The sequence below is a fragment of the Aquirufa sp. Wall-65K1 genome (assembly GCF_054558475.1).
In genome coordinates, this window is record NZ_JBPXKD010000009.1 from 91365 (window position 1) to 116088 (window position 24724).

General features: G+C 39.1%; 14 protein-coding genes. 6 read left to right on the forward strand and 8 right to left on the reverse strand.

The features are described 5' to 3' along the window. Positions 1 to 30 precede the first annotated feature (30 nt). Positions 31 to 894 (reverse strand): glycoside hydrolase family 16 protein, encoded by an 864-nt coding sequence (locus ACST15_RS12355; RefSeq protein WP_459454969.1) that lies wholly within the window; start codon positions 892 to 894, stop codon positions 31 to 33. Between the two features lie 78 nt (positions 895 to 972). On the opposite strand from ACST15_RS12355, the gene uvrB reads away from it, so the two are divergent. After that, positions 973 to 2997 carry an excinuclease ABC subunit UvrB gene (gene uvrB / locus ACST15_RS12360; protein WP_459454970.1) on the forward strand — a complete coding sequence of 675 codons (2025 nt, stop codon included), beginning with the start codon at positions 973 to 975 and terminating at the stop codon, positions 2995 to 2997. 76 nt (positions 2998 to 3073) lie between these two features. On the opposite strand, the gene pdhA is transcribed toward uvrB, so the two are convergent. Then, positions 3074 to 4084, reverse strand: a complete 1011-nt coding sequence (pdhA, locus tag ACST15_RS12365; protein WP_459454971.1) for a pyruvate dehydrogenase (acetyl-transferring) E1 component subunit alpha — start codon at positions 4082 to 4084, stop codon at positions 3074 to 3076. Between the two features lie 180 nt (positions 4085 to 4264). On the opposite strand from pdhA, the gene recF reads away from it, so the two are divergent. Beyond that, positions 4265 to 5368: a DNA replication/repair protein RecF gene (gene recF / locus ACST15_RS12370; protein WP_459454972.1), complete on the forward strand. Its 1104-nt coding sequence runs from the start codon at positions 4265 to 4267 to the stop codon at positions 5366 to 5368. Here the strand turns inward: recF and ACST15_RS12375 are convergent. Next, the gene (locus tag ACST15_RS12375; RefSeq protein WP_459454973.1) at positions 5363 to 6547 is read right to left on the reverse strand and encodes a glycosyltransferase; all 1185 of its coding nucleotides are present in this window, start codon (positions 6545 to 6547) and stop codon (positions 5363 to 5365) included. The genes recF and ACST15_RS12375 overlap by 6 nt on opposite strands. Before the next feature lie 124 nt (positions 6548 to 6671). Between ACST15_RS12375 and ACST15_RS12380 the strand changes: the two genes are divergently transcribed. Continuing rightward, entirely contained in the window at positions 6672 to 10304 is a 3633-nt protein-coding gene (locus ACST15_RS12380; protein ID WP_459454974.1) for a sialate O-acetylesterase, read from the forward strand. A 62-nt stretch (positions 10305 to 10366) separates the two neighbouring features. On the opposite strand, the gene ACST15_RS12385 is transcribed toward ACST15_RS12380, so the two are convergent. The 5 genes from ACST15_RS12385 to ACST15_RS12405 form a co-directional block, all read right to left on the reverse strand. Next, a complete protein-coding gene (locus ACST15_RS12385; RefSeq protein WP_459454975.1) occupies positions 10367 to 12085 on the reverse strand; it encodes a GMC oxidoreductase in 1719 nt (572 codons plus the stop codon). A gap of 23 nt (positions 12086 to 12108) precedes the next feature. After that, a complete protein-coding gene (locus tag ACST15_RS12390; RefSeq protein ID WP_459454976.1) occupies positions 12109 to 12711 on the reverse strand; it encodes a gluconate 2-dehydrogenase subunit 3 family protein in 603 nt (200 codons plus the stop codon). A gap of 283 nt (positions 12712 to 12994) precedes the next feature. After that, entirely contained in the window at positions 12995 to 14662 is a 1668-nt protein-coding gene (locus ACST15_RS12395; RefSeq protein WP_459454977.1) for a RagB/SusD family nutrient uptake outer membrane protein, read from the reverse strand. Between the two features lie 13 nt (positions 14663 to 14675). Further along, on the reverse strand, positions 14676 to 17603 hold the full coding sequence (locus ACST15_RS12400; protein WP_459454986.1) for a SusC/RagA family TonB-linked outer membrane protein: 2928 nt from the start codon (positions 17601 to 17603) through the stop codon (positions 14676 to 14678). A 282-nt stretch (positions 17604 to 17885) separates the two neighbouring features. Next, positions 17886 to 18905: a LacI family DNA-binding transcriptional regulator gene (locus ACST15_RS12405; protein ID WP_459454978.1), complete on the reverse strand. Its 1020-nt coding sequence runs from the start codon at positions 18903 to 18905 to the stop codon at positions 17886 to 17888. Positions 18906 to 19081: 176 nt separating this feature from the next. Here ACST15_RS12405 and ACST15_RS12410 point away from each other — a divergent pair, with 176 nt between their 5' ends. The 3 genes from ACST15_RS12410 to ACST15_RS12420 are packed head-to-tail and all read left to right on the forward strand — an operon-like array spanning position 19082 to position 24712. Continuing rightward, entirely contained in the window at positions 19082 to 20452 is a 1371-nt protein-coding gene (locus tag ACST15_RS12410; protein ID WP_459454979.1) for an MFS transporter, read from the forward strand. A gap of 4 nt (positions 20453 to 20456) precedes the next feature. Then, positions 20457 to 21926, forward strand: coding sequence for a DUF1501 domain-containing protein (locus ACST15_RS12415; RefSeq protein ID WP_459454980.1), 1470 nt, complete (start codon positions 20457 to 20459; stop codon positions 21924 to 21926). Next, the gene (locus ACST15_RS12420; RefSeq protein ID WP_459454981.1) at positions 21923 to 24712 is read left to right on the forward strand and encodes a DUF1553 domain-containing protein; all 2790 of its coding nucleotides are present in this window, start codon (positions 21923 to 21925) and stop codon (positions 24710 to 24712) included. Before ACST15_RS12415 ends, ACST15_RS12420 begins: the two co-directional genes overlap by 4 nt. Positions 24713 to 24724 lie beyond the last annotated feature (12 nt).

Here is a 24724-nt window from a genome sequence, read left to right on the forward strand (position 1 = left end):
TTTAGAACCTTGCCAGCGTTGAGAAAAAATTTAATTATTTAACCCATACACCCGCACATAATCAACCAGCATCTTGGCTGGGAAAATAGCATCATCTACCCCTTTTTGTCCTCCCCAATTTCCCCCAACAGCTATATTTAAAAGTAAATGTTGCTTTTTATCAAATGGCCACTCTTCCCACCCTTTGCTGGTGTTTTGAAAGGTAAAATATAACTTACCATCAATAAAGGCCTTGATGTAGTCTGGAGTCCAATCAATTCGATATTCGTGAAATGATTGATCAAAATCTGACACCAGTTGCGTAGCCGCTTTTTGCGTGTTGATCACATGATTAAAAGCTTTGGTATGCACGGTAGCATGAACCACTCCGGGATCATATCCCACATGCTCCATGATATCTATTTCGCCGTTATCTGGCCAATAAGTACTGCCATATTCCGATTGACTGGCTAAAGTCCAAATAGCGGGCCAAGTTCCTCGACCCGAGGGCAATTTGGCTCTTACTTCAATGCGACCATATAAAAAATCTTTTTTACCCTTTGTCACCAACCTAGCAGATGTAAAATTTCTATTTTCGAAGCTCTCTTTTCTAGCTTCAATAGTTAAATACCCATTTTTCACATAAGCATTGTCCAAATCCGCTTTGGTATAAAACTGAAGTTCATTATTTCCCCAACCTGAACCTCCCACATCATAAGACCAGATTTTTTCGTCAGGCAATCCTGATTGCTCAAATTCATCTGACCAAACCGGGTTTTGAGTAAAACTATACTCTTTGGCCGCTACGCTTTGAATATTTTGAATATTCAAAGGCTCTGGAACATCTGAACCTTGTTTACAGGCTAAAAAAATTAGTAAAATAAGTCCCCCCAATAAGGATATTTGCTTTTTCATTTTTGACTATTTTAATATTAAATTAAGGAGAATCAGCTCAAAATTCCTAATTTGATTCGCGATTTTACCCGCCTACACATGGACTTCCAATTAGTATCTTCTTATCAACCTACGGGTGACCAACCTACTGCTATACAACAGCTGGTAGAAGGGGTTCAAAAAAATGAAGCCGCTCAAACGCTTTTGGGAGTAACCGGCTCTGGTAAAACCTTTACCATTGCCAATGTCATTCAACAAATCAATAGGCCAACGCTTATTTTGAGCCATAATAAAACTTTAGCCGCCCAGTTGTACGGAGAATTTAAATCTTTCTTCCCTGAAAATGCGGTTGAATATTTCATTTCCTATTATGACTATTACCAGCCTGAAGCTTTTATACCTACCACTGGGACTTACATAGAAAAAGATCTTTCTATTAATCAGGAAATAGAAAAACTGAGATTAGCCACCACCTCTTCGCTCATGTCGGGCAGGAGGGATATCATTGTGATTGCTTCGGTTTCCTGCATTTATGGAATGGGAAATCCTGATGAATACCGAAATTCCATTTTAAGAATTGGGGTGGGAGAAACCATTTCAAGAAATCAATTCTTATTCCGATTAGTGGAAATATTGTATGCGCGTACGGAAGGTGAATTTTTACGAGGTACTTTTCGCGTAAAAGGAGATACGGTTGACATCTTTTTGGCCTATGCGGACTTTGGTTACCGATTCATCTTTTTTGGGGATGAAATCGAAGAAATCCATCGGATAGACCCATGGACGGGGAAGAAAATTTCTACCGAAAAAATGGTGGCAATATTCCCTGCCAACTTATTTGTCACAGGGAGAGAAACTTTAAACCAAGCCATCTCCTTCATTCAAGCTGATTTAGTTGCCCAAATCAAACACTTTGAATCAGAAGGCCGATTATTAGAGGCGGAGCGTATCAAGCAAAGAACGGAATTTGACCTAGAAATGATGCGGGAATTGGGTTATTGTTCGGGAATTGAGAATTATTCTAGGTACTTTGATCAAAGGAAGGCAGGCCAAAGGCCATTCTGTTTACTTGACTTCTTCCCAGAAGACTTCCTCATGGTAGTAGACGAAAGTCATGCTACCATGCCTCAAATTAGGGCCATGTGGGGTGGCGACCGCTCGCGCAAGGAATCTCTGGTGGAATATGGCTTCAGGCTTCCATCTGCCATGGATAATCGACCACTTACTTTTCAAGAATTCGAGGATATCATTGGGCAAACCATTTTTGTTTCTGCTACTCCCTCCGACTATGAATTACGACGATCTGAAGGTGTAGTTGTGGAACAAATCATTCGTCCAACAGGCTTGCTAGATCCCAAAATTGAGGTTCGTCCAACTAAAAATCAAATTGATGATTTACTGGATGAAATATATGATCGCGTCAAGAAGAAAGAAAGAGTTCTTATTACCACCTTAACCAAAAGAATGGCGGAAGAACTTTCCAAATACTTAGACCGCGTGGGAGTAAAAGGACGGTATATTCACTCGGAAATTAAATCCTTAGAGCGTGTAGAGATATTACGTGAACTCCGACTCGGGGTTTTTGATGTGTTGGTAGGGGTTAATCTCTTGCGAGAGGGTCTAGATTTGCCAGAAGTGTCGCTCGTGGCCATCATGGATGCCGATAAAGAAGGATTCTTGCGTGATATCCGATCACTGATTCAAACCATAGGAAGAGCGGCCAGAAATGAAAATGGGAAGGTATTGATGTATGCCGACCGTATCACAGGATCCATGGAAAAAGCCATATCTGAAACAAATCGAAGAAGAGCGATTCAAATGGAATACAATGAAGCACATGGCATTACTCCTAAAACCATTTGGCGTAGCCATGATGAGATTTTGGAACAAACCTCCATTGCAGATCGTATGGCTAAGCCTACTAAAAACTATTTGATTCAACCAGAAGAAAAACTAGCCGCCGCCGATCCATTGTTGGCCTATATGTCGAAAGGCGACTTGGTCAAACAACGCGACAGCATTCGAAAAGAGATGGAAAAGGCCGCCAAAGAGATGGACTTCCCATTGGCTGCTAAATTTAGGGATGAATTATTGGCAGTAGAAAAACTTATTTCCGAAAAGTAAATAATTCATTTTCCTCAGGGACAAAATAAAAAATGCCCGAATTTCTTCGGGCATTCCTTCGATTTATCTTGAACTCTTATTCTTCAATAAAAGGATAATCCTCCTGAACATAAACATCTTTGTAAGCTTCATCTTTCGATGGGAATGGAGAGTTTTCTGCAAATTCCACTGATTCTTGTACTTGAATTTTGATCTTAGCGTCTATCTCGTCCAATTCCGCTTGAGTCATAATATTATTTTCCAAAATGGTCATTTTAACTTGCTCGATTGGATCACGTTCTTTGTAGGCTTCTACCTCTTCCTTAGAACGGTATTTTTGAGGATCTGACATCGAGTGTCCACGATAACGATAGGTTCTAAATTCTAAGAAAGTAGGCCCTTCTCCTGCACGTGCTCTTGCCGCAGCGCGAGAAACTGCCTCATGTACTGCTTCCACGTCCATCGCATCTACTGGCTCAGATGGCATATCATAAGCCTCACCAATGGTGTATAAATCAGTTACATTGGAAGTTCTAGCAACCGAAGTTCCCATGGCATAACCATTGTTCTCTACCACAAAAATTACAGGAATTTTCCAAGTCATCGCAATGTTGAATGTCTCATGCAAAGCACCTTGACGAACCGCACCATCACCAAAATAACAGATAGCTAAGTTTCCTGTTTTATTATATTTCTCAGCAAATCCTAAACCTGCTCCCAAAGGAATCTGTGCACCTACGATACCATGTCCTCCTACAAATCCTACACTCTTGTCAAAGATGTGCATCGATCCACCTTTACCTTTGGATGCTCCCGTGATTTTTCCATATAACTCCGCCATAATAGCGTTAGGTGATGTTCCTAAAGCTAATGGGATACCATGATCACGGTAAGCAGTGATGTATTTATCTCCTTCTCTTAAAGCTGATTTTGAACCAGAAGAACATGCTTCCTGTCCAATGTATAAGTGGCAAAAGCCTTTAATTTTTTGCATTCCATACAATTGACCGCACTTCTCTTCAAACTTACGTTGCAACTGCATCGACTCATACCAATAGCGGTAGGTCTCTTTCGAATACTTAGGAGCTTTTGTTTCTTTCTTTGCCATGATTTTATTCAAAAATTCATTTGGTTAGTCGAATGGGGAAATACCCATTGACCGAATCAGCTACGAAATTAAAACAAAAGCATTAAGCTGCCAAAAAATGAATGGATTTAGCCAAAATCAATCCGTAAAATCCATGATTATTCCTTATTTTTACGATTCAAGCCTTATTTCTAAGCCCGCATGTACCTTAAATCATTACAGGTCAAACAATTTAAGTCCTATGCGGAAGCTCAATTTGATTTTATCTCCAACATCAATTGTATCGTAGGTGAAAATGGAATCGGTAAAACCAATCTGTTGGATGCCATACATTTTCTATCCATGACTAAAAGTGCACGGGGCTTAGGAGATCCTCTTTGTATACAACATGGAGAAGATTATTTCATGATTCAGGGAAATTTTGTTTACAAAAAACAAGATGATACAAAGATCCCAGCCAGTGAAACACAGATAACCTGTGCCTACCAACGAGGGCAGAAGAAGACTTTTCTTCGAGACCAAAAAGCCTACCCTCGTTTGGCTGACCACATAGGTAATTTCCCGGTTGTGCTGATGGATCCGTATGACACCGACTTAATCCGTGAGGGGAGTGAAGAACGTCGACGATTTTTCGATGGAATGATGGCTCAAATGGACCGTGGTTTTTTAGATAATTTACTTCGATACAATCGAATCGTCCAACAAAGAAATACCTTATTAAAACACTTTGCTGAGCGAGGAAGCATAGATCGAATACAGCTCGACAGTTACCATGATCCGATGGTGCAACTTGGAGAAAGTATCGCGCTTGCTCGCGCCGAATTTCTAACTAAATACCTCCCCAATTTTCAATCGCACTATGCCAAATTATCCGATGACCGAGAACAGGTCAACATTCAAATAGAAAACACCTTCCCTTTAGGAGAGCTAGATAATTCATTAAGAAAAGCGGAAGCCCAAGATCTAGCTGCACAAAGAAGTACCTTGGGTATACATCGAGATGATTTTAGCTTTGAAATCAATGGATTTCCCTTGAAAAAATTCGGCTCTCAAGGACAGCAAAAAAGCTTTGTGGTGGCCTTAAAACTTGCTCAATTTGATACTTTGGCACAAGCCCACCCTAGAAAACCGCTCCTATTATTGGATGATATTTTTGATAAGCTGGATGACCGAAGGATTCAACGATTGGTACAAATGATGGCGGAGGATCATTTTGGACAAGTATTCATTACGGATGCTAGACCTGAAAGAACCAAATCACTACTCAAAAACCTTCAAGGCGAAATTAAGTACTTGGCCTTATAAAAATAGGCCTTGGTATAAGGTTTCGGCAAAGGCCTGTTCAGAGTTTTCATGCGCCATTTTTTCCATTTGCTCTTTGGAAAAACCTATGCCTAGATTCAAAAATTGCTCCAACTGCTCAGCTATTTGAACGGGGGATTGGGCATCTACTACAATTCCCAAATGCATGCTTTGAATTAATTTTCCAAGAAGGCCAAAGTTAGTACCCAAAACTACTTTTTGGGAAATACTTGCACGCACCAAGACTGAACTCATTCCCACGTGATTTTGATATAACATCAACACTAAATCGGCTGCTTCAAAACACAACTGAATTTCTTTGCCTTTCAATTCTTGAAAGATGGAAATGACCTCTAGCTCGGGATATTGGGGGAATAATTCTTCCAAATGTTTTTGATAGGCTGGGCTTATTGCCCCTGCCACCAAGAGACAAATTTGATTTAACTCTTCTTGATTTAAATGTTGGGTCGACTGCAGAAATGCTTCTATTCCTTTTCTAGGATCTAGGTAACCGAAAATTAAGCATAGCTTTTTGTTGGCAGGTAATTTCCACTTCTCTTTAAAATCCTCTACGTCCGCCGAACTCAGCTCATAAGCTCTTACTGGATCTGAAATTCTTAGGACTTGGGTTTTCCCAACCCATGGACGAATATGTTTGACAGCCTTATGATCTAAACTAAATAAGACTTTCATGGAAGATCTCCAAGTGGAGAATCGCAACATCCATTTTTTAATCAAGGCACTTTTCCAAGAAGCTTTACGATAGTAAAAATTGGGTCTAAAATAAATTCCTCCCAACTGGAAATGAGCTTTTTTGCCAAACAAAATCCCCAACTGGAAATAATCAAAATACATTAACAAACCATGAGATGCTTGCCAAGCTTCACTTATGTCCACATATAAATTCCATTCAGCTATGGACCTTTTATAGATGGATTGTCCATGCAAGCGCTCAATTGTAGAGGCATCTAAGGGATGAAAATGGATATTATTCCCTAAATCAAAACCCCAATTTTCACGATGATTTTTGAAACTTTGAATAAAGTTTTCTGGAACAATAAGTAAAAGCTCTACATCAGGCTTTTGGCTAAATTGATGTATCAAGTATGCTAGATAATCCGCATGATGACCGTCATCAATGGAGTCAAAAATTGATAATCTTTTTGTATTTACCTCAGCCATGAGGAGGTAAATTTAAGTATTAATTATTTATTTTTACTTTTTTGTGAGCTCCGTGTATATTTTAAAAGCATTAATTCATTTCAGATTTATAGCATGCGCCTTTCTGGTTATAGGAAGTTATCCCGTGCTGGCTCAGTCAATTAATGGAATTCTATTTGATAAATTACCTCAAGATTATCAGTTATACCCACGCAATAGCGATAATGTTAGCAAAATAACCATTTCGGGTTCTTGTAATTCTTCAGATTATAACGCTGTATCAATCTGGGTTTACAGAAATAATCAAAAATTTAGTTATGTAAAAACCCCAACTAGTCCAAAGCAAGGGAGAGGTTTTTTTCAGACAGAGGTTACTATCAAAGCTGAATTGGCCAACTATGAAGTAAGAGTTTATGCCATAAAAAACTTGGATTCGTTCTTAGTGGTCAATAAAAGAAATATTGTTTCAGGAGACGTATTTTTAGTTAGTGGGCAATCTAATTCATATAATGGTAAAGAGAATTCACAAGTTTATAAAGGGGAGTTTGCACGAAGTTTTGGGAAATATCCAGAATATACCAACACCTCAACTTATAATCCTGCAGACACCTTATGGTCTATTTCCAATAGTCCCGCAGACGTAGGTTTATGGGCTTCTCAAATCCAAAAACATATCATAGAGGAACAAAAAATCCCAGTCTGCATCATCAATGGAGGCTCTGGAGGTTCATCCATGGAATATAATTTAGCCAGAGGGACAGAAAAAACAGATTTAACTCAGTCGAGCGGCCGTTTATACTATCGAGTGATGAAGGCAGGTTTATTAAATTCAGTTAAAGCTTTTCTATATCGTCAAGGAGAAAATGATGCCAATGGTAATGCGCAAGGTTGGTTATCAAATTTCAAAAAGCATGTTGAATTACTTAAGCAAGAGTATCCTACTATTGAAAAAATTTATTTGCCTCAAATCAATGTAATAAATGGCGATTTTATTCTCCAAAGTCTATTGAGAAATGACCAAAGAAAAATTTTACAAGAAAATCCTTTTATACAAGGATTTGCCACAGTAGGTACTAAAGGACATGATGGCATTCATTATACCCCTGAAGGTTACTTTCAAAGTGCATGGGAAATGTACCGATTATTAGACCGTGATTTTTACAGTAAAAAAATCAATAAAAGTTATGAGAGTCCAAATATAAAAAGAGCCTTTTTCGGTACTGAAGACAAAAAAAGTATCATTTTAGAGTTCGATGATATGCAAGAAATGGTTGTTCAAAACGATACGACTCTGATAAACAAAAGTGGCCAAAATTATACCAGAAAAATTCAGGAAAATTTTTATTTGAACGCCATTGCATACCCCCAACTTAGATATAATGAAATAACAACTGTTCAAGCCTATAAAAACAGAGTCATTTTAAGTCTTTCAAAAGCCCCTGAAGAAAAAAAAATATCTTATTTACCAAGTTATTTTCCCAAAGAAAATCTTGATGTTTTCCCAGGTCCATACCTTAAGAATAAAGCTGGAATGAGAGCTTTTTCTTTTGAAAATATTTCTATTGAACCTTTTGTAAATCTGGACCATAAAAGTACTTTTTACGCTATTCCTCAAAACTACCAACTATATCCAAGGAACCCACAAACAAATCTTGGTGAAATAGTAATTAGTGGGGATGAAAAAAGTGAAAATTATAAACAAATATCAGCTATTTTAACTGCAAATAATGTCATCAAAAAGTACATTAAATCTACACTTCAATATGAAAATAAAAAGGCGGAATGGTTATTTAAACTTCCTATAAAAGCAGAAAGAATTAATTATTCGGTTGATATTTATTTAATAACAAGCTCGGAGGATTCTATCAAAATTTTATCGAGAGATCATTTAGTCGCCGGAGATATTTTCCTAATGAACGGTGGAATTAATGCGAGTGCTGCATTGAATGAAAGTGATAAAGATGAGTTTGCGAGAACCTTTGGAGGGAATACCCTTAACAATAATATAGGAGACTATTCCAATTCAGATACACTATGGTCTGTAAGCAATTCATTGGGGTACAAAAATAATGTTGGCACTTTCGCTTTTTCATTTCAAAAAACAATAACAGAATCCCTTCAAATTCCTATTGCCCTATTGAATCTTAGCGACCATCACTCCACCACGGAAGGTTTATTGAAATCGGCCATGGACCCTTCTTCGCTTAGAACAAACTATGGCAAAATGCTCTATCGAATCGAAAAAGCTGGACTAAAGAATCAGGTTAAAGCCTATATTTTCCGACATGGTGAAATCGATTCGGATAAGATAGCTCAGTCGACCATCACTTCTGTAAATCAGCTAATTCAGGATTTAAAAGATGATTTCCCGGGCTTAGAGAAAATCGTACTTTGTCAAAATGACATTGGCGACCACCCTAGTGAAAATGGCGCTATTTTACGAGAATTTCAAAGGACAATTACCCGAAAATTCCCCATGGTAATCCCTTTCAGTACGCTGGGAACTAAGGGCTTTACAGGTTCCATTTATTCCAAAGAAGGATACCAAAGTAATGGTAGAGAAATTGCCCAACTATTACTCCTGCAAGTCTATCAGCTAGGAAATTCTGATGTTGAAAACGGAGCACCCAATTTAAAAAAGGTATACCAATCACGCGCGAATCCAGAAAAATTGACCTTAGAATTTGAAAAAGGGCAAAACATTCAGTTTCCAGGTACCTTCACTCATCCCTCTGGCAAAAAATTGGAAATCAATGAATTTATCAATGTGGATAATTTTGCCTTTCAAATTAAAAAAGCCACAGTCAATGGTCATAAAATTGAATTGGATTTAGTCTCTAATACCCCCAAAAATACGATCTCATATTTACCTTCTTTCGTAAGTAGCAATTACTATTTTTTCCCCTATTTAGGCCCATATATCCAAAATTCTAAAGGGAAAAATGCCTTTTCATTTTACCAAGTTAAGATTCAAAAAGCTCTAAGTGCGCCCAAAATACTAGAAAAGCAGAAAAAATGGGATTTGATTTCCATTCAATGGGAGAATTTACCTCAGGCCTCATCCTACCAACTTCTAAGAAAAAAATCAGGTGAAACTAATTTCCAGGTAATGGGTCAATTTACGCCATCAACGAATTCATTTAGTGAGATTCCAGCAAAGCTCAACACGTCGTATGAATACCAATTGATTGCCCAAAATGATTCCACAGAATCTGATCCAGCCATGATTACCATAAGTGTACCTGACTCGTTAAATAGTATTCCGTTGAGTTTAGTCAAGCAAGAAAAACTAAGTATTCCATTAATCTGGCCTAAAGTCGCTGATGCTAGTAAATATGTCTTATCAAGACAAGGGCCAGGAGAACCTTTTAAGACTATTTATCAAGGAAACGAGATACAATTTGAAGATAAAGAAATTACTGCTGGAATAAGTTATGTGTACAAAATGCAATACTTTACGGAGACAGGAATATCTCAAACTAGTTATTTAAAAGCCAAAACAGAATTAACCTTAGGTACCGAAAATGAAGCTAAAAATGGTATTCGCATTTTCCCTAACCCGAGTAAAAATCAAATGACCTTAGAATTTGGGGAGCATATTTCAGGTCAAGTTTTCCTAGTTAATATGAATGGAATGCACTTAAAACAATGGGGGATTTTTCATCAAAATTCCTTAGAGATTTCTTTGGCAGATTACCCAGAAGGCAGCTATTTCATTCAAATACAAAACGAGCAATGGCCCTCAGATTTAATATATAAAGTTGTACGTATACCTTAGTACAAAAAACTAATAAATAAAAAAAGGGGCTCGATGAGCCCCTTTCTACTAAGATTAATTCATTATAAATTACGCTTCTTCAATTCACTCACGGCAAAATCAGCTGCACGAGCAGTTAATGCCATGTAAGTCAATGATGGGTTCACGCAAGAAGCCGAAGCCATTGCAGCACCATCAGTAACAAATACGTTTTTAACGTTGTGAATCTGGTTATGCTTATTCAATACCGAGGTCTTAGGATCACGACCCATACGAGCAGTACCCATTTCGTGAATACCTAAACCGATATGTGTATTAGAATTATTGTAGGCATTGATATTTTTAAAACCAGCTGCTTCTAACATTTCAGCCGCGTCATTCATCATATCCTGACGCATTCTAATTTCATTTTCACCAAATTCTGCTTCAAACTCTAAAACTGGAAGGCCCCACTTATCTTTTTGTGTTTGACTTAAAACAAAACGGTTATTAGGATTTGGAAGAATTTCTCCAAAACCACCGAAACCAATAGTCCATGAACCTGGCTGAGTTAAACTCTCTTTAAACTCAGCTCCAAATCCATCCATGTTGGTACCACGTCCCCAGCCTGCACGGCTAGCTCCACCTTGGTAACCGAAACCACGAATATAGCTACGCTTATCATTACCCCAGTTACGGAAACGAGGGATATATAGACCATTTGGACGGCTTCCAAACATGTAATCGTCGTTAAATCCTTCAATTTGAGCAGATGCCCCTACACCTAAATGGTGGTCCATGATGTTGCGGCCTAATTGATCGCTATCATTTCCTAAACCATTGGTGAAGCGGCTCGACTTAGAGTTCATCAAAATGGAGGTAGAACCTATGGCCCCTGCATTAACAAAAATGATTTTAGCAAAATATTCTGTCACTGCCATCGTGTTTTGGTCAATCACGCGAACCCCTTTTGCCTTTTGAGTAGCCTCGTCATAAATAATTTCAGAAACGATGGCATTGTGAATCATGGTCAAGCGCTTAGTACGCATGGCAGCGGGTAAAGTAGCCGAAAGTGAACTAAAATAACCACCATATGGACATCCACGCATACATTTGTTACGATACTGGCATGCACCTCTACCCAAAGCCGTGTGGTGAGCACCAGGCTGGGTTAAGTGAGCTACGCGACCGATAGTAACCGGACGACCTAATTTCTTATTTAATTGCTCTTTGAAATATACCTCTGGGGCCGTTAAAGCCATAGCCGGTAAGAATTCGGAATCAGGTAATACGTCCAACCCTTCTCTTTGACCTGATATACCAGCAAATTTTTCTACATAAGAATACCATGGAGCTAAATCCTCGTAGCGAATAGGCCAATCTGTCCCAATACCATCCTTGGCATTTGCTTCAAAATCTTCTTTATTCCAACGATAAGATTGACGTCCCCAAAGTAATGATTTACCACCAGTATGATAAGCACGAATCCAGTCGAAACCACCCTTTTTCTCGATGTAGGGATTTTGCTTATCGTTTTCAAATAGGTAACGATGCTCTTCATTCGGTGTATAACCGGTACGCATACCTGCCCAATATTCTTCCGCCGCCATATTGGTTGGACGACCACGGTGAGGGAAATCCCAAGGATCTTTCAATGCGGTCTCATAGCCTTCTACGTGCTTAATTTCACGGCCACGCTCTAGCACAGCTACTTTTAATCCTTTTTCAGTTAATTCTTTGGCAGCCCAGCCACCTGATATACCAGAGCCTACGACAATAGCATCGAAGGTCTGACTTTTTATTGCATCTATGTTAAGATTCATATAAGTAATGATATTTGATCAGATTAATATTGATATGCTTTTTGGCCCGGCTTCAATTTGGTTGGTTCAAATTTGCCTGGAACTGTTACATATTCAAAAGAAGAGGTAATTCCTTTTTCAGAAGTAAAGTAACCCAAAAGCGTTAGCTCTTTGATTAATCTCCAGAATGGTACTCCATTATTTCCTTCCAAGGTTTCTTTATCAACATTATCGCCCACTTTTTGTTGTTTCAAACGATAAGAACTCATGAGCTCTTTGGTGTTGCTTTCCAACAATTTCAGCATGGCTATTTGACCACTTGCGTTTTGACTTAAAAAACCAGCCTTGTCTAAATCAGAAACCCCTTTTAGAAAGCTTCTTTGCTCAGCCAATTTATAGCAATCAGTTAACATTAATTCAATAAATGCAGGAACTCCAGCTTCAATAGCTCCTGGGGTGGACGTTTTAGGAATAATGTGTTCTGATACGGCAGCCACTATTTTCCTTTGAGTCTCCGACAAGCTAAATGATTCAGCCAAGTTAGCCTTGCCAAGGTGTTTCGCTTCCATAGCCATTAATGTCGGAGCGGTAATTGCACCCCCTAACATCACAGCTATTTGTGAGATAGCATCTCTTCTTGTAAGCATAATTTTATGGGTTAATAAGTTCTTTAAAGTATCCGTTTACTCAATCAAAATGATACGAAAACAAAATTAATCAGAATATTGATTTTTCAAGAAGAAATACAAAAAAAAGGGGCTGATTTGATTCAGTCCCTTTATAAATAATTAAATCAACGAATGTATTCTCAAAAAAGAGAACCTATTCATTTTTTATCAAGTAGTTGAATAGGTTTAGAGGGGATTTTGGGGGATTTTTACCAACGCTGTCAAGGTTTAAAACCTTGACAGCGTTGGTAAAAAAACAGATTTAGTATCCCGGATTTTGTTTTAAATAACCCGTTAAGTTAGATGCTCCATCAATCGCAGTTTGAGGAATAGGGAACAAACGCATGTTTTTATCCGTATTATTTTTCTCTGTCCAAGAATCTTCATATTTACCAAAACGAATTAAATCCGTTCTACGTTGATTCTCCCAATAGAATTCAAAACCACGCTCACGAAGTAAAGTATTTAAATCAATACTTGTTAAAGCTGGAGCTGGCTTGGTACGTGCTGCACGAACAGCATTAACATCTACCAAGGCACCTGCTGCATCTGACTTACGTAATTTAGCTTCTGCACGCATTAAGTAAGCATCAGCTAAACGAATAATCACGATATCTGCCTCACCAAAGTTACGTCCAGAAGAAGACTTCTTGGAGAATTCATATTTCTCCACGCGATAGCCTGTGCTGTAATCACTACCTGCAGTGGTAAAGTTCACTGTCTCTGTATGAATAACTAAAGGATAAGGTGCTTTACCACGCGTATTATACAATGGACCTACTTTAAATTTACCATCTGGACATTTCACAAAGGCTCCGCTTTGAAAAACCAAGCCATATTGTTGACCTCTTAAAATACCACGGTCAATATTATATGAATTACCATCCACACACTCAACTTTAGGGTCTACATTTCTTCTATAAAAACGAGGATCTGCATCAGCTGGATCAACATTTCCATAAGCATTTACCCATGAACGATAAAAATCTGGAGTAATGGCAGGACCATCTGTACCATTAGCTGCTGGATAAGCAGGTAGAGGACGCTGGTCATTAGCTAAAGAGAAATAAGCCATACGGTTATGACCATTCAATTCAGCACGTTGATCTACTGCAAAAACCAATTCCTTATTGGAGTGATTATCATTACCAAAAATTGCAAAATAATCTGCTGATAAGGCATACTGACCAGAACTAATAATCTTGGTTGTATATTCAATCACTTTATCCATATCAGCTGCTGAATGGTTTAACGTAGCTCCATAAGGATCACGGTAAGCAGCTGCATTTAGGTGCAATTTGGCTAATAAACCCCAAACAGCTCCTTTAGTAATACGACCCGGACCTGTAGTGGTTTCTACAATTGGCTCAATAGCTAATAATTCGGTACGAATATATTCTACGGCCTTATCCGTTCTCAAAATGGTAGAAACATCTCCCAAATCTTCCTTTTGAAAAGCAACACCAAATAAATCCAACATCAATAAATTGTAGAATGCACGCATACCACGAGCTTCAGCAATGTAAAGCGTAGATGAGGCATCTTTGTTCACCTTTAAGGAATTAATGGCCGTAACCGAACGAGAAATTCCTTGTAAAATAAGGTTCCAAGTATTTCTTACGTTAGGGTCTGTACTCGTCGTTTGGTGACGGTGCAATGACAAATAGATACCATTATCACCCCAGTCTGTACCTCCACGATATGGAAGGATAGCCTCATCTGTTGAAATTTCAGTTAAGGCAAACAAATTGGTATGCTGGTAAATACTAGGCAATAAAGCATAAGCTGGCGCCAAAATTCCATCAGCCGCCTGTTTATCGGTCACTTTAGTAGCATTATACTCATCTAAAATGATTTCATTCAAATTGGTACAGCTATAAAAAGCCATCATACCAAAAAGAACTATGGTTATTTTTCCTATCTTTTTCATTTTTGTTTAACGATTAAAATGTAAGATTTAAGCCGAAGATGACAGATTTAGCTTTTGGATAGCTTAAGTAGTCAATTCCATAAGATAATACTCCGTTCATAGAGCTATCTTTATTTACCTCTGGATCAAATCCATCGTAATTGGTAGCAATCCATAAGTTTTGTCCTGTTACAGATAAGCGTAAAGTTGAAACCCACTTACTAATTCCTAGTTTTTGTGTGTCAAACGTGTATCCCAAAGTAGCGTTGTTCAAACGTAAGAAACCGCCATCTTTTAAGAAACGAGTAGACACAGGAGCTGCATTACTGTTCGATTCTCTTGAATCAGCAAATGCTGCCGGCGTTGTATTGGAGTTTTTCGCAATTTTCAACTTATAGAAATTCGAGTTGGCTGTATTATCATAAATTTTATTTCCAGCAACTCCGTTGAATTGTAAAGACAAGTCAAATCCTTTGTAAGCTAAATTTCCAAAGAAGTTATACTGTGTTGATGGCAAGGCTGTTCCTGCTGCAATACGATCTTTATCTGTTACAATTCCATCACCATCCACATCACGGTAAACACTCATACCTTTGTCATCATATCCAGTAAATTCTTTCAAGAAGAATGTACCGATAGGCTGTCCATTGATATAACCATTGATGGTAGCTGATGTCAAACCTGAACCAGAGGCAGAACCTGAAGGTATTACTGTGTAAGGTGAGCCTACAACTTCGTTTTTAATCAAAGTCAAGTTACCACCTAAACTATATTTCCAACCAGTTTCAGTTGTTCCTTTATATTCCAAATCCAATTCTAAACCACTGTTATTGATTTTCATATCTTTCACGTTTGCCCAAACTGATGAAGCAGGTTGAACAGGATCTGAAGGAATTACTTCCAATAACATGTTGTTAGAAACTTTGTTGAAATAATCTATCGATCCAGAGAATGCTCCATTTCCGAATGCAAAATCCAAACCAATGTTACTTTGCGTTGAAACCTCCCATTGAATATCTGGATTAGCTAAACGAGAATAGGTAATTCCTGATGGGAAAGTTGAAGTATTATCCAAAGGATAAGAAGTTGTTCCAGAGATGGTCGAAGTAAACAAAGGCTGTGTAATTTTCGAAGGTATCTCTTGGTTACCTGTTTGTCCCCAACCTGCACGTAATTTCAAGTTGCTGATATCGGTATTCTTCAAGAAAGCTTCTTCAGAAATTCTCCATCCTAAAGAGAAGGAAGGAAACACACCGTATTTGTTATTAGCACCAAATTTAGATGAACCGTCAGCACGAACAGTGGCTGTCACCAAGTACTTATCTTTATATTGGTAGTTAAAACGACCAAAATAAGATTGTAACTCATTGATAAATGCTGAACCACCTGGTTTATTCGTTGCCATCGTTAATTCTTGACCTACACCTGGGTTATAGATTGGGTCAATTGGCAAATCCGCAGGGAATTTATTGATACTCCAGTTACGGTATTGAACTTTAATTTTTTGATATGAATGACCTACCAAAGCAGAGAAATTATGATCTCCATTGTCATAGGTATACGTCAAATAGTTCTCAACCAAACGGTTGTTATTATTAGCTAAATATGAATCTAAACGACCATCTTGTTTTGGAATGTTACTACCTAATGATTGAATATCACGCGTTGAGGTTGAATTATCCAAACCAAAGTTCAAACGATACACTAAGCCTTTCACAATTTTCAAGGATGGTGAAATGCTAGCAATCGTACGGTTGATGGTTGTAATGTCTTTAAACAACGTCAATCCTAACAAAGGGTTAGAAGCTGTGGCATAACGAGCCAAAGATCCATCTGCCGCATAAGCAGGGAGTGTCGGGTTGTTCGCAATGGCTGTTCCTAACAATCCTTCAATGGATGGACGCTCATTATTAGTATTGGTTACATTTAAATTAGCATCAACAACCAAACGATCCTCCCAAAACTTCTGAGTCACATTGATACGACCTGTGTAACGATCTAATTGGTTATTTTTCAATATACCTTCTTGAGTTTGTGCTCCAAAAGAAGCATAGTAAGAAAGCTTATTGGCTCCACCACCCAAACTCAAGTTATAGTTTTGAGTTAAAGCCTGACGTGTAACTTCTTTTTGCCAATCTGTATTTCCTCCGAAATCTTCCAAGTTACCGCCATTGGCTACTACTTGTTTACGGAATTCAGATGCTGATAAAACAGGTAATGCACGAGCGATGTTTGAAACAGCTAAACTAGAGCTGAAATTCAAAGTTGAAACACCCGCCTTACCCTTTTTAGTAGTAATTAAAACTACACCATTGGCACCACGAGCACCATAAATAGCAGTGGCAGATGCATCTTTTAACACGTCAATGGTTTCAATGTCCTGAGGATTCAAGAAGTTCAATGGATTTCCTCCACCTGTACTTGAATTATCCAAAGCTAAACCATCAATGACAAATAATGGTGTGCTTCCTGTACGAATACCTCCTGGTCCACGAATCGTAATCCCTTGATTACCACCTGGCTCACCCGTGGCAGAGGTAACATTAACACCAGCCACTTTACCCTGTAATAATTGCTCTGGAGAGTTAATGATACCTTTATTAAAGGCCGCACTTTGAACCGACTTAACAGAACCAGTTACATCACGCTTGTTTTGTGTACCATAACCTACCACAACTACCTGTGCCAAGTCAGCGGCATTGGCCACCATGGCAATTTCTAATGATGATTTAGAACCTACGCTTACTTCTTGAGTAGCATAACCAAGGTAGCGAACTACCAATACCGCGTTGTCATTTGGTATTGAAATAGTAAATGCACCATTTACATCCGTGCTTACTCCTTTGGTTGTACCCTTAAGAATTACGTTACCGCCGATGAGTGCCTCTTTGGTAGTGGCATCAAACAATCGACCTTTAATTTGTTTACCCGCTTGTGCATTCAAATCGAATGTCCCAAGCATGATGATACTGGCTACAAAAAATAGTACTATCCGAGTACTTGCATTTCGTAACAAAGCACACCATAATGGATCGTGTAATTGTTTTTTCATGAATTGATTTTTTGAAATGGTAATTTTTGGGTTTAAAAATTTTTGAAATTTACCGATTAATAATTGTAATATCTTCACAAATTTTTACGCAAACGTTTGCATTTGAGGCCATATGGCTATTACAATCCCGTAAAAGTAGAATGCAATGGTGATTACTCCATAAATACCATATTAAGGTATTGTTAACAAAAACTAGGATCGAAGGGAGGATTCCCGAATGATTAACTTGGGATCCAGAGAAATAGTAACCGGATCTAGCTTTTGATCTTTTTTGGATAAAAACAATTTGGCAGCTTCTTCTCCTATCTTTCTACTTTGTCTGGAAACAGAACTCAGAGGAGGATGACCAAAGGAAGCAAGTGGAATATCATCAAATCCAACAATGGCTACTTCTTCTGGAACAGCTATACCCATTTCCCTCAATACATACATCGCCGCTATACATACTTCATCATTCACCCCAAAAATGGCATCCGGCTTGATTGGCCCCTGCATTAAATATCGGGTTGCCTCAATGGCACTTTCTGCCGAAAAGTGAACATATTCAATCAGGTCTACATCCACTTGTCGTCCATGCGCCTTCAAACAATCTTGGTACCCCATAAAACGCTGTTGAGACACACTAATTCCTGAAGGACCATGCAAATGAGCAATGCGCTGACAGCCCATGTCAATCAAATGTTGGGTGGCCATATAAGCCCCTTGGTAGTCATCTGTCACTACGCGGTCCGAAGCCACACCATGATTAGGGCGATCAATAAAAATCACAGGCAATGACCTTTGAATGACCCGATCAATATGCTCACCCAATTGTTGGTCATAACTTTCCTGGGCCATGGAAATAAACAAGCCATCTACCCGATTGGCCAATAATCGATCTATATATTCTTTTTCAATAGTGTGCGACTCGTTACTTACGCAGATATTCAACAAATAACCTGATTTCAGTAGAATTTCTTCCATTCCTTCCAATATGGAAGACTCATGATAGTGGGTAATTGATGGCAAAACAAGTCCCAAGGTCATGGAACAATTATTCAACAAACTAAGCGAAAGGGTATTTTTTTGATAACCGACCTTTAGGGCATATTCTTGAATGGTTTTCCTCGTTTCAATATTAATAGCAGGATGATCATTCAATGCCCGCGAGATAGTAGATGGCGCACATTTAAACTTCTTAGCTATATCTTTTATAGAAACAGAATTATTCAAGTTATCAGTATATTGGTAAGTATTTCAAATATATAATTTTTTTGTGTGAAAAATCGTTTTCAAGCCTAAAGGCTGTCAAGGTTTGAAACCTTGCCAGCCTTAGGCGGAGAGTTCTTTTTAGATTAGGATTTTCAAGGCAATGTTGTTAATTTCATATTTTCTAAACCTTTAGTTATATGACTACTTCGAATCCTGAATTCGATAATAATAAGATTCCCGTAAAGAAACTTTGGCAAGTAATCATCGCCTCCTCCGTTGGAACCGTCATTGAATGGTATGATTTCTATATTTTTGGTAGCCTTTCAGCCATCATCTCTCTTTCCTTTTTCCCAAAAGATGATCCTACTGCTGCCTTTATCTCCACATTGGCTGCCTTTGGGGCAGGTTTTGTAGCCCGGCCGTTTGGTGGTATCATATTCGGTCGACTAGGCGATCGGATAGGCAGAAAATATACATTTTTATTAACCCTGGTTTTAATGGGTGGTTCTACCTTTGCCATAGCCTTTATTCCAAGTTATTCAGATATTGGAATCATAGCACCGGCCATATTACTTTTATTAAGGATTATTCAAGGGCTAGCACTAGGTGGAGAATACGGAGGTGCTGCTACCTATGTAGCCGAATATGCCCCTGATGCGCATCGAGGTAAATACACGGCCTATATTCAAACTACGGCTACTTTAGGTTTCTTTGTTTCCATCATCGTTATTTTGATTTGCCAAAAAATCATGGGAGATGTAGAATTCAAAGCTTGGGGCTGGCGTATTCCCTTTGCTCTATCAGGAATTTTGGTCATCGTTTCCTACTTCATTCGTAGAAATATGCATGAATCCCCTCTTTTTGCACGACTGAAAAAAGAAGGCCGTCTATCTGAAAACCCATTAAGAGAAGCATTTGCTAGCAAGTCCAATCGTCGATTGATGCTAATTGCTATGTTTGGGGCTATTGTTGGACAGGGGGTCGTTTGGCATACGGGTCAATTCTATGCTCAAATTTTCATTAATAAAATTTTGATGGTCGATTTCACGACCACCAATTTAATTATTGCGGCATCTTTGGTCGTAGGGACTCCCCTCTTTGTTGTTTTTGGAAGTTTATCTGACCGAATTGGTAGAAAAAAAATCATGCTAGGCGGAATGGCCTTAGCAGCCATAAGCTATTATCCTTTGTTTGCTTGGATGTCTGATATCGTGGCGCAAGAAGGAACCTTGGTGGATGGAGTCTATTTATTAACTACCACAGGAACAGTCAAATTAGCATTCATATGCATCTTGTTGGTCACCTTTGCGGCTATGGCCTATGGACCTATTGCCGCTTTTTTAGTGGAATTATTCCCTACTAAAATTCGCTATACTTCTCTATCAATTCCTTACCATTTTGCCAACGGGGTATTTGGGGGTTGTGCTCCCTTTGTGGCTACTTGGTTAGGTGCCATAACACATTCCAATTTCTCTGGTATATTTTATCCCATCACGCTAGCTGCACTTACAGTTATCATTGGGGCTATTTATTTACCAGAAACAAAAGGACGAGCTATAATGGATTAAGGTCATGAACAAAATTATACAAGAAGCTCTCCAACGAGAGGCCCAACTAGCTACAAGAAGGCACTTTTTAAGTAGTCTGGGTACAGGACTTGGCTCTTTGGCTCTTGGTAGTTTTTTGACCAATTGTAGTTCCGATACAGGTAAGCAATTTGCTTCTCCCTTGGCCGCAAAAAGTTCCCCAAAACTAGGTAAAGCCAAGTCGGTCATTTTTTTACACATGGCAGGGGCTCCGTCCCAGCTTGAGTTATTTGATTACAAGCCAAGTTTGGCCAAATTTGATGGTAAAGAATGTCCGCAAGAATTATTGGCTGGCAAGAAATTCGCCTTCATTCGCGGAGTGCCTAATTTACTTGGCCCCAAAGCTCATTTCGAACAAAGAGGACAAGCTGGGCACTGGATTTCAGATTACCTTCCACATTTAGCTAGTCAAGCAGATCGTGTAAGCTTCCTAAAAGGGATGCATACTGACCAGTTTAACCATGCCCCAGCACAACTTTTAATGCATACAGGATCAGCTCGCCTAGGCAGACCCAGCATGGGTTCATGGGTGAGTTATGGCCTTGGAACAGAAAATCAAAATCTACCTGGATTCGTGGTATTGGCCTCCGGTGGAAAAAATCCGGACGCTGGAAAATCAGCCTGGGGAAGTGGATTTTTACCCTCCATTTACCAAGGCGTGCAATGTCGCTCAGAGGGTGAACCCATCCTATTTATTCAAAACCCTCAAGGTATCAATGCTGATGTTCGAAAAGCAAGTATTGAAACCATCAACCAAATCAACCAAGAAACTTACCAAGAATTTGGTGACCCTGAAACCGTAGCCCGCATTGCCCAGTACGAAATGGCCTATAAAATGCAAAGCTCCGTACCCGAGGTGATGGATATTAATAAAGAACCTGCGTATATCCATGAAATGTATGGCACCGAACCAGGTAAAGAATCTTTTGCCAATAACTGTTTATTGGCTAGAAAGCTGGTGGAGCAAGGGGTACGCTTTGTGCAACTGTTCGACTGGGGTTGGGATACCCATGGAACGGGATTAGATGGTTCTGTAGATTATGGCTTACATCAAAAATGCCGACAAATAGATAAAGCATCCACTGCACTTTTATTGGATTTGGAGCAGCGTGGTTTATTGGATGAAACCTTAGTTGTTTGGGGAGGAGAGTTTGGTCGAACACCCATGCAAGAAAATAGAGAGGGAAAACAACTCGCTTACTTTGGAAGAGACCATCATACAGAAGCCTTTACTATGTGGTTAGCAGGAGGAGGGATCAAACCTGGCGTTTCTTATGGTGAAACGGATGATTTAGGCTATTCAACCATTTCGGGAAAAACTTCGGTCTATGATTTACAGGCTACCATACTCCAATGTTTAGGTTTTAACCATGAGGAATTCACCTATCCATTCCAAGGTCGTAATTTCCGGTTAACCGATGTTTTTGGCAAAGTAATTGATCCTATTTTGGCATGAAAAACCTCATCATTATCTCCATTTTAAGTATTGTAGGCTTTTTTGTCGTCAAGCCATTTTGGGGAAATGATACACGCATTGATTATAATACACAAGTAAAACCCATCTTAAATAAAAACTGCATAAGCTGCCATGGTGGAGTCAAAAAACAAGGCGGTTTCAGTCTTTTGTTCAGAGAAGAGGCTTTAGGGAAAACAAAATACAATGCTGCGGCTATTATCCCTGGGCATCCTGAAAAATCGAGCTTCATTCGTCGTTTGACCTTGAAGGATCCAGAAGAAAAAATGCCTTATAAAAGGCCTGCTTTGTCTCAAAAAGAAATCGATATTTTAACCCAATGGGTCAAAGAAGGTGCTCAATGGGGGGAACATTGGGCCTATCAACCCATAAAAAAACCATCCGTCCCTTACAGCTCTTGGTGGAAACAAGCTCTTTCATGGATAGGCATCAATGCCGGATGGGAGGAAAATGAAATAGACCATTTTGTAGGAGCTAAGCAATCAGAAATGGGACTGGGCCATCAGTCTAAGGCTGAGAAGGCCGACTTACTAAGGCGGTTAAGTTTAGATTTAACTGGACTTAGCCCCACAGAAGCAGAATACAGGGCATTCGAAAAAAATGATTCCAAAGATGCTTATGAAAAAAAGGTGGATGAATTATTGAATTCCCCCAGATTTGGAGAAAAATGGGCCAGTATGTGGATGGATTTGGCCAGATATGCGGATACCAAAGGATATGAAAAAGACGACAAACGAAGTATCTGGAGATACCGTGATTATGTCATTGAATCCTTTAATCAGAACAAAGCTTATGAACAATTCATTACAGAACAATTAGCTGGTGATTTATTACCCAATCCCAAAGAAAGTCAATACGTTGCAACTGCCTTTCATCGAAATACAGCGAATAATGATGAAGGTGGAACAGAGGATGAAGAATTCAGGGTGGCGGCCATCCTAGACCGGGTAAATACCACCTGGGAGGCACTTCAAGGAACGAGTTTTTCTTGCGTTCAATGCCATTCCCACCCTTATGACCCAATCCGCCATGAGGAATATTACCAATACATGGCTTATTTCAATAATACCAGAGATGAAGATGTTCCCGACGAATCTCCCTATTATCGACATTTCAAATCATCCGATCAACAACGTGTTGATTCCCTATTACAATTTATCCAAATCAAATATCCAAAAGACCATCAAGCTTGGAAACGAAGTATTCAATTTGTTGAACCCAAAATACATCCTCATTGGGCCGATGAATTTGTCAATGGAGCCCTACAAGACAATAAGTATTTAGCTGTCCGTCCGGGTGGATCAGTCCGATTTAAAGCCGTTCCGATGAATGGCAAAACAGAAATGTTAATTGCCTATAAAAATACCAATGAGGCTCCTACTCAATTAGTGATTCGGCAGGGCTCATTACAGGGTAAGGTGATCAGCCAAATAAAACTAGATACCACTTTATCCGAAAAGGAGGGCCTAAAAAAAGGTAACTGGGCACATGGCTGGACTTATGCCTTTTTCACCCTACCTGCCTTGGAAGGAAAACAAGATTTATATTGGTCATTTAGCAATAAAACCTGCCAAGCAGATCAAAATACGGCCGTCATTGCATATTGGATGTTATTACCCAAAACACCGGAAGCTTTAAAAAACACGAACTTTTTATCAACAGTTAAACGATTAATCAGTACGCAGCCAGAGGGCACAACGCCTATCTTATTAGAAAATCCAGAGGAATATAGTCGCAAGACCCCCGTATTCGAAAGGGGAAGCTGGTTGGTACCCGGTAAATACGTAGAGCGATCTATCCCTCATTTATTTGCCAAGCAATACAATAAACCTGTACGAAATCGATTGGAATTAGCTCACTGGATGAGCAGCCCACAGAATCCTCTCACCGCGCGAGTGGCGGCAAATCGTTTTTGGGAACAACTGTTTGGCACGGGCCTAGTGGAAACTTTAGAGGATTTAGGAAGTCAGGGCCTTTCTGCCAGTCACCAAGACCTATTGGATTTTTTAGCTTACCAATTTCAATTTACCTTTCAATATAAGCCCAAAGAATTTATCAAATACGTGGTCATGTCAGCTACGTACCAGCAAAGTTCCGAACATACTAAAGAGTCCATAGAAAAGGATCCGAACAACCGCTATTTGAGCCATGGACCGAGAATCCGCTTGAGCCCTGAGCAGCTTCGCGATCAGGCCTTATTGTGGTCAGGATTATTATCCTCTAAAGTAGGTGGCCCAAGTGTCATGCCGGAGCAACCAGAAGGAATATGGAATGCTCCATACAGTGGCATGAAATGGACTAAAAGTGATGGGGAAGATCAATGGCGACGTTCCCTGTATACCTATTGGCGACGTAGCAGTCCTTATCCCACACAGGTTACTTTTGATGCAGGAACTCGTGATATTTGTTTATCTAGACGAATCCGAACCAATACCCCGATGCAGGCACTGAACACCTTAAATGACCCTGTTTTTATGGAATGTGCTTTATTCTTTGCTAGAAAATTTCCGAAACAAGATGAGGAGAAATTCATTGAGAAGGCATTTTATCAACTTTTTGGTAAGGAAATCAGTTCGGCAAAAAAGAAATATTTGGTGAATTTTTATCAACAGGTACTTCCTATCTACCAAAAAGACCAAGGTAAGTGTCGAGAATTTTTACATCTTTGTCCAGATAATACCATGCCGCAAGAGGCTCCTGCTTTAATTGCTCGAACCCTTGTCAGCAATGTATTATTTAACCTAGATGAAAGTGTCAATAAACCTTAATACTAATCAACC

What these genes read in the sequence shown, in the direction of transcription:
- uvrB (WP_459454970.1), top strand. Translation starts at nt 973, where the DNA reads ATGGACTTCCAATTAGTATCTTCTTATCAACCTACGGGTGACCAACCT.
- ACST15_RS12355 (WP_459454969.1), bottom strand. Translation starts at nt 894, where the DNA reads ATGAAAAAGCAAATATCCTTATTGGGGGGACTTATTTTACTAATTTTT.
- ACST15_RS12385 (WP_459454975.1), bottom strand. Translation starts at nt 12,085, where the DNA reads ATGAATCTTAACATAGATGCAATAAAAAGTCAGACCTTCGATGCTATT.
- ACST15_RS12410 (WP_459454979.1), top strand. Translation starts at nt 19,082, where the DNA reads ATGACTACTTCGAATCCTGAATTCGATAATAATAAGATTCCCGTAAAG.
- pdhA (WP_459454971.1), bottom strand. Translation starts at nt 4,084, where the DNA reads ATGGCAAAGAAAGAAACAAAAGCTCCTAAGTATTCGAAAGAGACCTAC.
- ACST15_RS12400 (WP_459454986.1), bottom strand. Translation starts at nt 17,603, where the DNA reads ATGCTTGGGACATTCGATTTGAATGCACAAGCGGGTAAACAAATTAAA.
- ACST15_RS12415 (WP_459454980.1), top strand. Translation starts at nt 20,457, where the DNA reads ATGAACAAAATTATACAAGAAGCTCTCCAACGAGAGGCCCAACTAGCT.
- ACST15_RS12375 (WP_459454973.1), bottom strand. Translation starts at nt 6,547, where the DNA reads ATGGCTGAGGTAAATACAAAAAGATTATCAATTTTTGACTCCATTGAT.
- ACST15_RS12395 (WP_459454977.1), bottom strand. Translation starts at nt 14,662, where the DNA reads ATGAAAAAGATAGGAAAAATAACCATAGTTCTTTTTGGTATGATGGCT.
- ACST15_RS12390 (WP_459454976.1), bottom strand. Translation starts at nt 12,711, where the DNA reads ATGCTTACAAGAAGAGATGCTATCTCACAAATAGCTGTGATGTTAGGG.
- recF (WP_459454972.1), top strand. Translation starts at nt 4,265, where the DNA reads ATGTACCTTAAATCATTACAGGTCAAACAATTTAAGTCCTATGCGGAA.
- ACST15_RS12420 (WP_459454981.1), top strand. Translation starts at nt 21,923, where the DNA reads ATGAAAAACCTCATCATTATCTCCATTTTAAGTATTGTAGGCTTTTTT.